The organism is Micromonospora sp. RP3T (assembly GCF_003027925.1).
GTDB lineage: Bacteria > Actinomycetota > Actinomycetes > Mycobacteriales > Micromonosporaceae > Micromonospora.
The window spans coordinates 52,952-66,797 of sequence record NZ_PYPS01000007.1; the positions used below are offsets into that span (position 1 = coordinate 52,952).

11 protein-coding genes, 3 tRNA genes and 1 pseudogene are annotated in these 13,846 nt (G+C 74.7%); 7 read left to right on the forward strand and 8 right to left on the reverse strand.

Annotated elements, in window-relative coordinates:
- Positions 1–80: 80 nt before the first annotated feature.
- From cofC to C8054_RS08170, 4 genes and pseudogenes are all read left to right on the forward strand, one after another.
- A pseudogene (gene cofC / locus C8054_RS32600) lies at positions 81–689 on the forward strand (2-phospho-L-lactate guanylyltransferase); the annotation flags it as partial.
- A 39-nt stretch (positions 690–728) separates the two neighbouring features.
- On the forward strand, positions 729–926 hold the full coding sequence (locus C8054_RS32605; RefSeq protein ID WP_233219543.1) for a cold-shock protein: 198 nt from the start codon (positions 729–731) through the stop codon (positions 924–926).
- A gap of 53 nt (positions 927–979) precedes the next feature.
- Entirely contained in the window at positions 980–3,274 is a 2,295-nt protein-coding gene (locus tag C8054_RS08165; RefSeq protein ID WP_199199605.1) for an RNA degradosome polyphosphate kinase, read from the forward strand.
- A gap of 40 nt (positions 3,275–3,314) precedes the next feature.
- Entirely contained in the window at positions 3,315–4,196 is an 882-nt protein-coding gene (locus C8054_RS08170; RefSeq protein WP_107156139.1) for an NUDIX hydrolase, read from the forward strand.
- A gap of 44 nt (positions 4,197–4,240) precedes the next feature.
- Here the strand turns inward: C8054_RS08170 and C8054_RS08175 are convergent, their stop codons facing one another.
- The 4 genes from C8054_RS08175 to leuC all read right to left on the reverse strand — a co-directional run bounded on the left by C8054_RS08175 (position 4,241) and on the right by leuC (position 9,104).
- The gene (locus C8054_RS08175; RefSeq protein ID WP_107156140.1) at positions 4,241–6,130 is read right to left on the reverse strand and encodes an endonuclease/exonuclease/phosphatase family protein; all 1,890 of its coding nucleotides are present in this window, start codon (positions 6,128–6,130) and stop codon (positions 4,241–4,243) included.
- A 133-nt stretch (positions 6,131–6,263) separates the two neighbouring features.
- Positions 6,264–6,899 (reverse strand): HU family DNA-binding protein, encoded by a 636-nt coding sequence (locus C8054_RS08180; protein WP_107156141.1) that lies wholly within the window; start codon positions 6,897–6,899, stop codon positions 6,264–6,266.
- Between the two features lie 159 nt (positions 6,900–7,058).
- Positions 7,059–7,646 (reverse strand): 3-isopropylmalate dehydratase small subunit, encoded by a 588-nt coding sequence (gene leuD, locus C8054_RS08185; RefSeq protein ID WP_107156142.1) that lies wholly within the window; start codon positions 7,644–7,646, stop codon positions 7,059–7,061.
- 15 nt (positions 7,647–7,661) lie between these two features.
- Positions 7,662–9,104: a 3-isopropylmalate dehydratase large subunit gene (gene leuC, locus C8054_RS08190; RefSeq protein ID WP_107156143.1), complete on the reverse strand. Its 1,443-nt coding sequence runs from the start codon at positions 9,102–9,104 to the stop codon at positions 7,662–7,664.
- Between the two features lie 49 nt (positions 9,105–9,153).
- On the opposite strand from leuC, the gene C8054_RS08195 reads away from it, so the two are divergent.
- A complete protein-coding gene (locus C8054_RS08195) occupies positions 9,154–9,840 on the forward strand; it encodes an IclR family transcriptional regulator (RefSeq protein ID WP_091084913.1) in 687 nt (228 codons plus the stop codon).
- Positions 9,841–9,919: 79 nt separating this feature from the next.
- Here the strand turns inward: C8054_RS08195 and C8054_RS08200 are convergent.
- The 4 genes from C8054_RS08200 to C8054_RS08215 form a co-directional block, all read right to left on the reverse strand.
- A tRNA-Glu gene (locus C8054_RS08200) sits at positions 9,920–9,992 on the reverse strand.
- Positions 9,993–10,156: 164 nt separating this feature from the next.
- Positions 10,157–10,229, reverse strand: a tRNA-Glu gene (locus C8054_RS08205).
- A gap of 76 nt (positions 10,230–10,305) precedes the next feature.
- Positions 10,306–10,377: transfer RNA gene (locus C8054_RS08210), tRNA-Gln, on the reverse strand.
- A 106-nt stretch (positions 10,378–10,483) separates the two neighbouring features.
- Complete coding sequence (locus C8054_RS08215) at positions 10,484–11,287, reverse strand: fumarylacetoacetate hydrolase family protein (protein WP_107156144.1); 804 nt, start codon at positions 11,285–11,287, stop codon at positions 10,484–10,486.
- A 171-nt stretch (positions 11,288–11,458) separates the two neighbouring features.
- Between C8054_RS08215 and C8054_RS08220 the strand changes: the two genes are divergently transcribed.
- A complete protein-coding gene (locus C8054_RS08220; protein WP_107156145.1) occupies positions 11,459–12,919 on the forward strand; it encodes a hypothetical protein in 1,461 nt (486 codons plus the stop codon).
- A 33-nt stretch (positions 12,920–12,952) separates the two neighbouring features.
- Positions 12,953–13,834 carry a 3-methyladenine DNA glycosylase gene (locus C8054_RS08225; RefSeq protein WP_107156146.1) on the forward strand — a complete coding sequence of 294 codons (882 nt, stop codon included), beginning with the start codon at positions 12,953–12,955 and terminating at the stop codon, positions 13,832–13,834.
- The last annotated feature ends 12 nt before the right edge of the window (positions 13,835–13,846 follow it).

The following is a 13,846-nucleotide window of genomic DNA, read 5'->3' on the forward strand; positions in this document are numbered from 1 at the left end:
GCCCCACGCGCCCCGGGGAAGAATCATGCCTGCTCGCCACCGGTCCGGCCAGTGAGGGTACCGCCGGCCGCGCTGGCAGGATGGTCGGTGTGCCTGAGCCCAGCTGGACCGTGGTGACGCCGGTGAAGCACCTCGGGGTGGCGAAGAGCCGCCTGCGTGGCGCGCTCCCCGGCGTACCCCATGAGGAGCTGGCGCTGGCCCTGGCGGCCGACACGGTGCGCGCGGCGCTGGCCTGCCCGGCGGTCGGGCGGGTGCTGGTGGTCACCGACGACCCGCGGGTGACCGCCACCGTGACCGCGGCGGGCGCCCGGGTCGCGGGCGACCCCGCCGGCGGGCTCAACGCCGCCTTCCGGCACGGCGCCGCGGTGGCCGGGCCGCGCGCCCCGGTGGCCGCCCTCACCGCCGACCTGCCGGCGCTGCGCCCGGCCGAGCTGGCCGCGGCGCTACGCGCGGTCGAGGGGGTACGCGGCTTCGTCACCGACGCCCCGGGCACCGGCACGGTGCTGCTGGCCACACCGCCCGGGGTGCCGTTGGAGCCCCGGTTCGGGCCCGGCTCGGCCGGTGCGCACGCGGCCAGCGGCGCGCTGCCGCTGGCCGGCGACTGGCCCAGCCTGCGGCGGGACGTGGACACCGCCGCCGACCTGGCCACCGCCGCCGGGCTGGGCCTGGGGCCGCGCACCGCTGCGCTGCTGGACCGCGCCGGCGACCCGGTCCGGTACGGTGCTGACATGCAGGGCACGGTGGCCACCTACGACGCGTCGACGCGCAGCGGCGTGCTGCTGCTCGACGACGGCACCGAGCTGGCGTTCCCGGCCCGCGCCTTCGACGCCTCCGGGCTGCGGCTGCTGCGGCTCGGGCAGCGGGTGCGTGTGGAACGGGACGAGACCGGCGAGGTCACCCGGGTGACGTTGCCGACGATGGCCTGAACAACCTGGTCGAGTTCATTTTCCGTTCACCCTCGTCGGGGAATCATGGGGTGGTGAGCACCCCTCGCGAGCACTCCGACGGTCCGCCGCCCATCCTCGACCCCGGCCCGCCCCGCAACGGCGGCCCGACGCGCGGCGCGGACGGGCGGTTCCGGCCGTCCCGGCCGCCCGAGGAGCGCCTCGGGGCCGACCCGGACGCGGCCGGCGCCACCGGGCTGGACGAGCCGCTCGACCCGGTCGAGGGGCCCGGCCCGATCGCCGGCCCGCGGGACGAGCCGCCGGCCGCGGAGCCGCTGCCGGAGGACCGCTTCCTCAACCGGGAGCTGTCCTGGCTCGACTTCAACGCCCGGGTGCTCGCGCTCGCCGAGGACCCCCGGACGCCGCTGCTGGAGCGGGCGAAGTTCCTGGCCATCTTCGCCGGGAACCTGGACGAGTTCTACATGGTGCGGGTGGCCGGGTTGAAGCGCCGGCTCTCCGCCGGCCTGCCGGTCCGCGGCGGCGACCGGCTGCCGCTGCGCACCCAGCTCGACCTGATCACCGAGAAGGCCGCCGACCTGGTCGCCCGGCACGCCGCCTGCTTCGTCGACGACGTGCTCCCCCGGCTCGCCGAGGAAGACGTCCGCATCCTGCGCTGGAGCGAGCTGGACGACGCCGAGCGGGAGCGGCTGCGCACCTGGTTCCGGGAGCACATCTTCCCGGTGCTCACCCCGCTGGCGGTCGACCCGGCGCACCCGTTCCCCTACATCTCCGGCCGGTCACTGAATCTGGCCGTCTCGGTGCGTGACCCGGACGGCGGCTCCGAGCTGTTCGCCCGGGTCAAGGTGCCGAACAACGTGCCCCGGTTCGTCCGGGTCGCCCGGGACCGGCCCGGCGTCCGCTTCCTGCCGGTGGAGGACCTCATCGCCGTCCACCTGGGCCAGCTCTTCTCCGGCATGCAGGTGGTCGAGTGCCACCTGTTCCGGGTCACCCGCAACGCCGAGGTGGAGGTCGACGAGGACCGCGACGAGGACCTGCTCCAGGCGCTCGAACGGGAACTGGCCCGACGCCGGTTCGGCCCGCCGGTGCGGCTGGAGCTGGCCGCCTCCATCTCCGACCACATGCTGGAGCTGCTCGTCCGCGAGCTGGACATGGACGACCACGACGTGCTGCGGGTCCGCGGCCTGGTCGACCTCTCCGCGCTCTGGCAGGTGTACGGCGAGGCCGACCGCCCCGACCTCAAGGACCGGCCGTTCGTGCCGGCCACCCATCCCCGGCTGACCGAGGGCGAGGTGCCGCGCAGCGTCTTCGCCACCCTGCGCGACGGGGACGTGCTGGTGCACCACCCGTACCACTCGTTCGCGACAAGCGTGCAGCGCTTCGTCGAGCAGGCCGCGGCCGACCCGAACGTGCTCGCCATCAAGCAGACGCTGTACCGCACCAGTGGCGACTCCCCGATCGTCGACGCGCTCGTCGACGCCGCCGCCGCCGGCAAGCAGGTGGTGGTGCTGGTCGAGGTGAAGGCGCGCTTCGACGAGGTGGCCAACATCGGCTGGGCGCGCACGCTGGAGCGGGCCGGCTGCCACGTGGTCTACGGCCTGGTCGGCCTGAAGACGCACTGCAAGACCGCGCTGGTGGTGCGGCAGGAGGGCAACCAGATCCGGCGCTACTGCCACATCGGCACCGGTAACTACCACCCGAAGACCGCCCGGCTCTACGAGGACTTCGGCATGCTCACCGCCGACCCGGAGATCGGCGCCGACCTGACCGACCTGTTCAACGTGCTCACCGGCTACAGCCGGCAGACGGCCTTCCGGCGGTTGCTGGTCGCGCCGCAGGGCATCCGCAGCGGCCTGATCGAACGGATCGAGCGGGAGATCGAGCACGTCCGGCTGGGCATGCCGGGCCTGGTGCAGTTCAAGGTGAACGCACTCGTCGACGAGGAGATCACCGACGCGCTCTACCGGGCGTCCCGGGCCGGCGTGCACGTGGACCTGCTGATCCGGGGCATGTGCACGCTGCGGCCGGGCGTGCCGGGGCTGTCGGAGAACATCCGGGTCCGGTCGATCCTCGGCCGGTTCCTGGAGCACTCGCGCATCTTCCGGTTCGGCAACAACGGCGACGCCGAGTTCTGGATGGGCTCGGCCGACCTGATGCACCGCAACCTGGACCGCCGGGTGGAGGCGCTGGTGCAGGTGAGCGACCCGGTGGCCCGCGCCGAGCTGGACCACGTGCTGGCCGCCGCGTTCGATCCCGAGGTGGACGCGTTCGAGTTGGCGGCGGACGGCACCTGGCACCGGCGTACCGGCGACGGGCCGTCGACCCATCTCCAGGAACTGTTGCTGCGTCGGGTCGGCGGCCGGGCGGACTGAGCGGCGCGCGGCACGCGGTGGGCGGGCATACGGTGATCGGATGAGCGACGACGAGCCGGTGCGGATCCGGGCGGCGGGCGGGGTCGTCTGGCGTCCCGGCCCCGACGGTGTCGAGGTCTGCCTGGTGCACCGCCCCCGGTACGGCGACTGGTCGCTGCCGAAGGGCAAGCTGGACGCCGGCGAGCACCCGCTGGCGGCGGCCGTCCGGGAGGTGGCCGAGGAGACCGACGTGCGGGCGGTGCCGCAGGTGCGCCTGCCCACGGTCCACTACCGCAGCGAGGGCCGCGCCAAGGCGGTCGACTGGTGGTCGATGCGGGCCGTCGGCAGCGGCGGTTTCCAGCCCGGCACCGAGGTGGACGACGTGGCCTGGTTCCCGGTCGACGCGGCGGCCCGCCGGGTCAGCTACCCGCACGACGCGGAGGTGATCGGCGCGTTCGCGGCGCTGCCGCCGGTCACCACGACCGTGCTGCTGATGCGGCACGCGCACGCCGGCAAGCGGGGCACGTGGTCCGGTCCGGACACCGGCCGGCCGCTGGACGCCGAGGGGCGGGCCCAGGCGCGGGCGCTGGTTCCGCTGGTGGCCCTGGTCCGCCCGGCCCGCCTGCTCTCCGCCTCGGCCCGCCGGTGCGTGCAGACGCTGGACCCGGCGGCAGCGCGGCTGGACCTGCCGATCGAGGTCTGCGGCGACCTGGACGAGCCGGGGCCGGGCCAGCAGCCGGAGGAGTGCGCGTTGGCCGCCGCCGCGCGGTTGGTGGCGTTGGCCGCCGACGGGGAGCCGGTCGCGGTGTGCAGCCAGGGCAAGGTGATCCCGGGCGCGTTGGAACGGCTCACCGGCCGGTCCGACGACTTCACCACCGCCAAGGGCGGCGGCTGGCTGCTCCCGTTCGCCGGCGACCGTCTCCTCCTCCCCGACCGCTTGTAAGGCGGGGGCCCCGCTTAACGCTTTCGGTAGAGGCGGGCGGCGGCTCAGGGCAGCGCGACGGTGACGCGCACCGGGAGGTGGTCGCTGGCCTCGGTGCGCGGGGCGCGCGCCTCGACGGCGGTCACACCCGGCGAGACGAAGACGTGGTCGATCTGGGTCCGCGGGTCGTCGGCCGGGCTGGTCCGCAGCGGCCGGGCCGCGGCCAGCGCGTCCACCAGACCGGCGCCGGTGAACTCGGCGAACGCCGGGTCGGCCGGCTCGGTGTTCAGGTCGCCGCCGAGCACCAGCGGCCGGCCGGCCGCGTACCCGCGGGCGAACCTGGCCGCCTCGCGGGCCTGTTCCACCGGGTCCCGGCCGGGCGGCGGTTGCAGGTGGGTGGCGACCACGGCCAACTGCCGCCCGCCGAGGTCGAGCGTGACGCCGAGGACCTGCGCGCCGGTCGGCGCGCCGTGCGCGGGCAGCGGCCGGGTCCGACCGGAGCGTGCCGGAAACCGGCTGAGCACCGCGTCGCCCCAGACCGGGTCCGCGGCGGGCGCGAAGACGTACGGCATCCGCAGCCGCGCCGCCAGCAACGCCAACGTGTCGTGGCCGCCGTTGAGCCACCATCCGCGGTCCACCTCGCTGAGCAGCACCACGTCCGCCCCGCGCAACGCCCGGGCCACCGCGTCGAGGTCCAGCCGGCCGTCCAGGCCGTACCCCATCCGGATGTTGTACGCGGCCACCCGGACCGTGGCCGGCGCGACGCCGGGGCGTGGGGCGGACAGCGGCGGGTGGTGGAACACGGGCACGAGCGCGGTCGCCAGCACCAGCGCCGCCACGCTCCACCGCCGGGCCCGCCCGGACAGCTCGGTCGGTGACCAGGACGGCCCGGCAACGGCCACCAGACCGACCAGGAGCGCCGTGGCGACCGGCACCCACCCGTTGGGGTACCCCAGGTCGTAGGCGGCGTAGTAGACGATCGTGGCCGCCGCGAAGACCACCGTCCCGCCGACCGCCGCCCGACCGCGTCGCGTCGCGGCCCGCCCGTCCGACACGTCGCCGCCCGGCGCGGCCGTGTCGGTGCGGGCCAGACAGCCACCGAGACCGGCGGCGGTGAGCAGGTACGCCGGCCCGAGCCGCCCGGCGGCGAACAGCACCGCCCCGGCGAGCAGCACGACCGGCCAGAGCACCCGGGCCGGCCGGGCCAACCGGGCCGGAGGCCGGTACAGCGCGGTCACCAGGAACAGCGCGACCGCCAACGCGCCCCACGGTGCGACGCCGACCGGGGCGCGGGACAGACCGGGGAAGCCGGCCGGGCCGACACCCGAGGAGGCCGCCCACACCGCCGGGGCGAGCGCGATCTGGTTGGCCAGCAGCAGTGCCGGACCACAGAACAGCCACGCCCGGCGGCCGGCCGCCGACGGCTCCCCCGGCCCCGCGCCGGGCGGTGGCGCGGGCACGGTCGCGGCCAGGAACGCCGCCACCAGCGCCACGCTCAGCGTCCAGCCGAGCGCGCCGCCGCGCCAGACCAGGTCCTCGGTGCCGAGCAGGGCGTGCCCGGCGGCGGCGCCGGCCAGGCCGAGCGCCAGCCCGGGGACCGGCCGGTCGACGCGGGCGGCGGTGGCGGCGAGCCAGGTCAGTCCGGCGAGCAGGCCGGCGCACGCGAGCCAGAGCTGGGCGCCGCCACCGGGCGCGGCGGTGAGCGCCAGCCGGGCGGCGGCGAGCACACCGGCCGCGGCGAGACCGACCGGGCGGGCGCCGAGCCGACGGACCACGGTGGGCGCGGCCAGCGCGAGCAGGAACCAGCCGAGCGCGAACGCGCCGAGAAGTTCGGCGGGTGTCTCGGCGGCACGGCCGAAGAGCGTGATGACCGACGGCAGCCAGACCCGCAGGACGTCCAGGAAGACCGCGACGCCCAGGGCGAGCGCGACGGTGGAGAGGTGACGGTGCCGCACGGGCGCCTCTTCTCGTGACCGAGGGGATTTCGGCACGGCGATTCTGCGGGCCGGTGCGGCGAGCGGTCAACGCGTACCGACGAGACGAGGGCGCCCACCGCGAACGGTGGGCGCCCTCGTTCGGGCCGTCCGGTCAACGCCGACTGGCGGCCTTCTTGGCCGGTGCCTTCTTCGCGGGTGCCTTCTTCGCCGCCGTGGTCTTCTTGGCCGTGGCGGACTTCGCCGCGGTCGTCTTCTTGGCGGCGGGCGCCTTCTTCGCCGTGGCGGACTTCGCCGCGGTCGTCTTCTTCGCCGCCGTGGCCGTCTTGGTCGCGGCGGCCTTCTTCGCCGGCGCGGCCTTCTTGGTCGCGGCGGTGGTGGTCTTGGTGGCCTTCGCCGCCGTGGTCTTCTTGGCGGCCCCGGTGGTCTTCGCCGCCGTGGTCTTCTTCGCCGCCGCCGCCGTGGTCTTGGTGGCGGCGGTGGTCTTCTTCGCGGCGGTGGTGTCCTTCGGAACCTTGCCGCTGGCGACCATCTCCTTGAAGCCCGCACCCGCCCGGAAGGTCGGGACGGAGGTCTTCTTGACCTTCACCGCCTCGCCGGTCCGCGGGTTGCGCGCTGTTCGGGCCCCACGGACGCGCTTCTCGAACGCTCCGAAACCGGTGATCGCCACCTTCTCGCCCTTGGTGACCGCCGCCTGGACCTCAGCGAGAACCGCGTCGAGCGCGGCCGTCGCCGTCTTCCGGTCCCCCAGGCGAACGGCGAGCGCCTCGATGAGCTCGGCTTTGTTCACGACTTCCTCCCGATTGTGCAACTGACTCGACGCGAGCCATTCTGCGCGCACCGTATGCCCTGTGCTGCCTGGACACAAACATTCGGTGGAAAAAAGCCCTTGTGTCGCAACGGATTCGCCCCCACCGGCCGGGCCGGTGGGGGCGAAAGGGGGTCGGGGTCAGGCGATCGAGGGCAGGAACGCCGGCCGGGCGGCCTCGTACGCGCCGATCTCGGCCTCGTGGCGGAGGGTGAGTCCAATGTCGTCCAAGCCCTCCAGCAGCCGCCACCGGCTGTGGTCGTCCAGCGGGAAGGCCCAGGTGGCCTGCCCGGCGTGGACCTGGCGGGCGGTGAGGTCGACGGTGACCGGGGTGGTGGGCTCGGACTCCACCAGATCCCACAGTTCCTCGACGGCCTTCAAATCCAACTCCACCGGAAGGAGACCTTCCTTGAGGGCGTTGCCCCGGAAGATGTCACCGAATCGGGGCGAGATCACCGCCCGGAAGCCCCAGTCCCGCAACGCCCAGACGGCGTGCTCGCGGGACGAGCCGGTGCCGAACTCGGGGCCGGCGACGAGAATCGACGCCCCCGCGTAGGCGGGGTTGTTGAGCACGAACGACGGGTCCTCCCGCCACGCGCTGAAGAGGCCGTCGGCGAAGCCCGTCCGGGTCACCCGCTTGAGGTACACGGCGGGGATGATCTGGTCGGTGTCCACGTTGGACCGGCGCAGCGGCACGGCGGTGCCGGTGTGTGCGGTGAACTTGTCCATCTCTCGGCTGCCCTTCTACAGGTCGGCGGGGGCGGCCAGCCGGCCGACCACGGCGGTGGCGGCGGCGACCGGCGGGGACACCAGATGGGTGCGTCCGCCCCGGCCCTGGCGGCCCTCGAAGTTGCGGTTGGAGGTCGAGGCGGAGCGCTCCCCCGGCTTCAGCGTGTCGGGGTTCATGCCGAGACACATGGAGCAGCCGGCGAACCGCCACTCGGCGCCGGCGTCGGTGAAGACCTGGTGCAGCCCCTCGATCTCGGCCGCCTCCCGGACCGCGGCGGAGCCGGGGACCACGAGCATGCGGACGCCGTCGGCGACCCGGCGCCCGCGCAGCACCTCGGCGGCGGCCCGCAGGTCCTCCAGCCGGCCGTTGGTGCAGGAGCCGACGAAGACCACGTCCACCGCGAGGTCGCGCAGCGGCGTGCCGGGGGTGAGGTCCATGTACTCCAACGCCCGGCGGGCGGCCACCCGCTCCGGCTCGGTGACGAACTCCTCCGGGTCCGGCACGGCCGCGCCCAGCGGCACGCCCTGACCCGGGTTGGTGCCCCAGGTGACGAACGGGGTGATCCGGCCGGCGTCCAGCGTCACCTCGGTGTCGAACGTCGCGCCGTCGTCGGTGGGCAGCGTCCGCCAGAACTCCAGCGCCGCGTCCCAGTCGGCCCCCTGGGGTGCGTGGGGCCGCCCCTTCAGGTACGCGAACGTGGTCTCGTCCGGCGCGATCATGCCCGCCTTGGCGCCCCACTCGATGGACATGTTCGCGATCGTCATCCGCCCCTCCATGGAGAGGTCCCGGATCGCCTCGCCCCGGTACTCGACGATGTGGCCGCGCCCGCCGCCGGTGCCCACCTGCGCGATCAGCGCGAGCACCAGGTCCTTCGCGGTGACGCCGGGGGCCAGCTCGCCGACGACGTTCACGGCCATCGTCCTCGGCCGGGCCTGGGGCAGCGTCTGGGTGGCCAGCACGTGCTCCACCTCGCTGGTGCCGATGCCGAACGCGAGCGCGCCGAACGCGCCGTGGGTGGCGGTGTGCGAGTCGCCGCAGACGATCGTCATGCCCGGCTGGGTGAGGCCGAGCTGCGGGCCGATGACGTGCACGATGCCCTGGTTCTCGTCGCCGAGCGGGTGCAGCCGCACGCCGAACTCGGCGCAGTTGCGGCGCAGCGTCTCGATCTGGGTGCGGGAGGTGGGGTCCGCGATCGTGAGCAGGTCGCCGCGCCGGGAGCGGAACGCCGGGTCGTCGTACCCGGTAGGGGTGTTGTGGTCCTCGGTCGCGATGGTCAGATCGGTCCGGCGGACACCGCGACCGGCCAGGCGCAGGCCGTCGAACGCCTGCGGGCTGGTCACCTCGTGCAGCAGGTGCAGGTCGATGAAGAGCAGGTCCGGCTCGCCGGCGGCGGAGCGGACCACGTGCGCGTCCCAGACCTTCTCGGCCAGGGTCCTCGGTTGAGTGACTCCCACCATCTGGACATCCTAAATTCTGGGAGGTAAATTTCGGCTTGTGGGACACAGTATGAGCGGTGTCGGCGTTCTCGACAAGGCGGTGGTCATCCTGGCCGCCTGTGTCGACGGCGCCAGCCTGGCCGAACTCGTTGAACGCACCAAGCTGCCCCGGGCCACCGCGCACCGGCTGGCGCAGGCGCTGGAGATCCACCGGATGCTGGTCCGGGACACCCAGGGCCGATGGCGCCCCGGGCCACGCCTGGGCGAGCTGGCGAACGCGGCGCCGGACGTGCTGCTCACCGCCGCCGAGCCGCTGCTCGCCGCGCTGCGCGACGCCACCGGTGAGAGCGCCCAGCTCTACCTGCGCCGCGCCGACGAGCGGATCTGCGTGGCCGCCGCCGAACGCGCCAGCGGCCTGCGGGACACCGTCCCGGTCGGTTCGGTGCTGCCGATGGTCGCCGGCTCGGCCGCGCAGATCCTGCTCGCCTGGGAGCCACCCGAGGCGGTCATGCCGCTGCTGCCCCGCTCCAAGTTCACCGGCCGCACACTGGCCGAGGTGCGCCGGCGCGGCTGGGCACAGAGCGTCGCCGAGCGGGAGGCGGGCGTGGCGAGCGTCTCGGCCCCGATCCGCGACCGCACCGGCCGGGTGATCGCCGCGATCAGCATCTCCGGCCCGATCGAGCGCCTCGGCCGCCGCCCCGGCGAACGCCATGCCATGGCCGTCGTCCGGGCCGGCCAACGCCTCTCCGGCCTCTGACCCCCGCCGGGCGCGAGGATCCCGGCGAAACGGCGAACGGCCCGCCTCGCGAGAGCGAGACGGGCCGTTCGGTGAGCTGTAGCCCCGACCGGATTCGAACCGGCGCTACCGCCTTGAGAGGGCGGCGTCCTGGGCCACTAGACGACGGGGCCAGGCACTTTTTCCTGCTTCACCACCCTCGCGGGCGGTGCGGGAGTAGTCTAGCGGCACCGCTTCCGGCGCCGCTGCGGGGGGTCGCCCCCGCGAGGCGGCCGCGCATACCGGGGCCGGACAGCAGAACAGCCCGCCCCGAGAACGGGACGGGCTGACGGTGCTGTAGCCCCGACCGGATTCGAACCGGCGCTACCGCCTTGAGAGGGCGGCGTCCTGGGCCACTAGACGACGGGGCCAGAACTTTTCGTGCACTCCGACAGCGGCAACTGTCGGACATCCAGCGACCGGGACTCTCACGAACCCACGGTTGCGCTGGGGTACCAGGACTCGAACCTAGACTAACTGAACCAGAATCAGTCGGGCTGCCAATTACCCCATACCCCATTGGCCCCTTGCGGCGCCGGGAATGAACTTTACCCTCCCGCCGCCAGCAGGCCAAATCCAACCCCCCGAACCGCACCTGAGCTGCGGAAACGAGGCATCGGACGGATCAGGCGACCGGAACGACCGGGTTGCTGAGTTCCCCGATCCCCTCGATCCGCACGGTGACCGTATCCCCCTCGGTGAGCGGGCTAACCCCCGCCGGAGTGCCGGTGAGCACGACGTCGCCGGGCAGCAGCGTCATCACGTGCGAGATGTACGACACCAGACCCGGCACGTCGAACACCATGTCCTTGGTCCGGCCGAGCTGGCGCACCTCCATCTCCTCCGGATCGCGTCCCACCTCGCAGCGCACCTCCAGGTCGCGGACGTCCAGCCCGGTGGTGATCCACGGTCCGATCGGGCAGAACGAGTCGAAGCCCTTGGCCCGGGTCCACTGCCCGTCGGACCGCTGGAGGTCCCGAGCGGTGACGTCGTTGGCGCAGGTGTAGCCGAAGATGGCCCGCTCGGCGGCGGCCCGGTCGGCCCGCCGCGCGCCGGGGGCGCCGATCACCACGGCGAGTTCCGCCTCGTGCTCCACCTGCTTGGAGAAGATCGGCAGCCGGATGGCGTCCCGGGGGCCGATCACCGAGGTGGACGGCTTGAGGAAGAGCAGCGGCTCCTTCGGCACCTCGCTGCCGTGCTCGGCGGCGTGCTCGGCGTAGTTGCGACCGACGCAGACCACCTTGCTCGGCAGGATCGGCGACAGCAGCCGGACGTCGGAGAGCGCCCAGCGGGCGCCGGAGAACTGGATCTGCCCGAACGGGTGGCCCTCGATCTCGGCGATGGTCAGGCCCTGCGGCCCGGCCTCCGGCTCGCCCTCGACGACCCCGAACGACATTCCCTTGGCATGAGCGAAACGAGCGATACGCACCGGGCCAATCTATCCCGCGCCGGCCGGGCGGCCCGCGGACACCGGCAGGTGATCCCCGCCTCGACCGGTGCGCCAGGGTACGCCGGGACTCGCCGACCGGGAGGAAAATGCCGGCTTCGTACCCGCCCGGCGGGCCCCGGCCCATAGCTTCGGGTCCGGAGGTTCGTTGGTATGCCTGCATCGAGACGACACCACAGGACCCTGGCCGTGCTGGTGAACTGCCTCGGCGTGCTCGCCGCCGTGCCGGCGCTGCCCCCGGCGGCGCCCCGGGCGGTCGCCGCGCCCGCCCGGTCGGCCCCGCCACCGGCCCTGGCCGCCGCGCCGGTCCGCCCGGTGGCGGCGGCCACCCCGATTCCGACCGGCGTGCCGGCGGTGCCCCCCGCGGTGCCGACCACCGGCCCGGCGCCGGTGCAGCCGTCGATGCCACCGGTGAGCGTGGCCGTCGGCGCCGCCGGTACCCCGGCGCCGGGGTACCGGATCGAGGTCCGCAACGCCGGCCCGGCGCCGGTCGAGACGATGGTCCGGCAGGAGCTGCCGACCGGGTCCCGGGCCACCACGGTCACCGGCGGCGGGCAACGCACCGGCCCGGTCGGGGCGACCACCGGCGAGGTGACCTGGCGGCTGCGCCTGCCGGCGCGGAGCACCACCACGCTGCACACCGCGCTCGCGGTCACCGGCCCGGACCGTTCGGTGACGGCTCCCGCCTGCGTCTACGGCACCGACGGCACCCGCCCGTACGACTGCGCCACGGCGACCTGGGTGGCCGCCGCCGCGGCCCCGACCGCGCCGGCGACGGCCGCCCCGGCCTGGCGTCGCCCGCCGGTGCTGCTGGCCGCGCTCGCCGCGCTGCTGGTGCTCCTCGCCGGGGCGCTCTGGTGGGTGGCCCGCCGCCGGCGGCGCGGCGCCCCGGTGCCGGCCGGCATCGCCAGGTCCGGCACGGGCCCGACCGGCCCGGTGGGCACCGCCGGGCCCCTTGCCGTCCCGACCTGCCCGGCGGACGGCGACGGGACGCCGGTCGGCCCCGGGATGGGCGGTCCGACGGACCGGGGCACGGTCTACCCGCGCCCGGCGCTGCCGACGCCCACCGTCCGGCGTCGCCGACCGCCGGTCTGGTTGACGGTCGGCGTGGCGGCGGCGGTACTGGCCGGCGTGGTCGGCGCGGCGGCCTGGACCGCCACCCAGCGGGTCGCCGCGATGGACACCACCAAGCAGCCGACCAGCGGCGCCTGGGTGGGCAGCAGCGTGACCGGAGCGCTCGGCGTGCCGCTGCGCGAGACCGCGTTCGAGTTCACCGTCTACCGGATGAGCTGCGGCGCGGGCGCGGTGCCGGCGGCGCCGGCCGGCGGGCGGCCCTGTCTGGCCACGGTCGGCGTGCGCAACCTCACGTCGGAGCAGCAGACCTGGCACGGGCAGTTGCAGCGCGCGTACCTGCCGAGCGGCAACTGGGTGGCCGCGGACGAGGACGCCACCCGGGTGGCGAACCTGGGCCGGGACGTGTTCGCCCAACCGGTGGCCGCCGGCCGGCGGGTGCTGCTGCCGCTGGTGTTCACCGTGCACGGGGCCGAGCCGCCGAAGCAGTTGGAGCTGCGCAGCGGCGTGTTCTCCGCCGGCGTGCGGGTGGACGTGGACTGACCGGGTGCCGGACGGCGGTCGTACCCTGGGGGCGTGACCGCCGCCCTCGCCCCCGCCGCCGTGCTCGACGCGGCCGACTGGCGGGCCCGCCGGCGCGACCACGAGGAACGGGTCGACGCCTGGCTGACGCCGCACCTGGCCCGCCGCCGCACCGGCGTGAAGCACCCGGTGGAGGACTTCCTCTTCACCTACTACTCGCACCGGCCGGCCCAGCTGCGCCGCTGGCACCCGGGCGCGGGCGTGGTGCTGCGCGACGTCGACCCGGCCGGGTTCGGCCCGGACTACACCGCCGGCGCCGCCGGGCTCACGCTCGACACCGAGCGGGTACGCGCCCGCCGCGCCGAGTCCATCACCTGGATCCGGACGCTGCTGGCGGCGACCGCCTCCCGTCCGGCGCACCTCGGCTGCTTCGGCATGCACGAGTGGGCGATGGTCTACCGGCAGACCCAGGAGCAGGTCCGGCACAACGCCTGGCCGCTGCGGCTGAGCCCGGCGGCGACCGCGGCGGTGGTCGAGGAGCGCGGCGTGCGGTGCAGCCACTTCGACGCGTTCCGCTTCTTCACCGCGCCGGCCCGGCCGCTGAACGTGCTCCAGCCGACCCGGGAACGCCAGCACGCGCTGGAGCAGCCGGGCTGTCTGCACGCCAACATGGATCTCTACAAGTGGGCGTACAAACTCTCCCCGCTGGTGGCCTCGGAACTCGTGGCCGACTGCTTCGCGCTGGCGCGGGAGATCCGGACGCTGGACATGCGGGCCAGTCCGTACGACCTGGCCGACCTGGGCCACCCGCCGGTACGGGTGGAGACGCCGGAGGGCCGGGCCGAGTACGCCGCCGCCCAGCGCGGGTTCGCCGAGCGGGCCGCCGGCCTGCGGGCCCGGCTGCTGGCCGCGCTGGATCACGTCGTCCCGGCCTGAGACCCGCTCGTC

What these genes read in the sequence shown, in the direction of transcription:
- C8054_RS32605 (WP_233219543.1), top strand. Translation starts at nt 729, where the DNA reads ATGCAGGGCACGGTGGCCACCTACGACGCGTCGACGCGCAGCGGCGTG.
- C8054_RS08170 (WP_107156139.1), top strand. Translation starts at nt 3,315, where the DNA reads ATGAGCGACGACGAGCCGGTGCGGATCCGGGCGGCGGGCGGGGTCGTC.
- leuD (WP_107156142.1), bottom strand. Translation starts at nt 7,646, where the DNA reads ATGGACAAGTTCACCGCACACACCGGCACCGCCGTGCCGCTGCGCCGG.
- leuC (WP_107156143.1), bottom strand. Translation starts at nt 9,104, where the DNA reads ATGGTGGGAGTCACTCAACCGAGGACCCTGGCCGAGAAGGTCTGGGAC.
- C8054_RS08195 (WP_091084913.1), top strand. Translation starts at nt 9,154, where the DNA reads ATGAGCGGTGTCGGCGTTCTCGACAAGGCGGTGGTCATCCTGGCCGCC.
- C8054_RS08220 (WP_107156145.1), top strand. Translation starts at nt 11,459, where the DNA reads ATGCCTGCATCGAGACGACACCACAGGACCCTGGCCGTGCTGGTGAAC.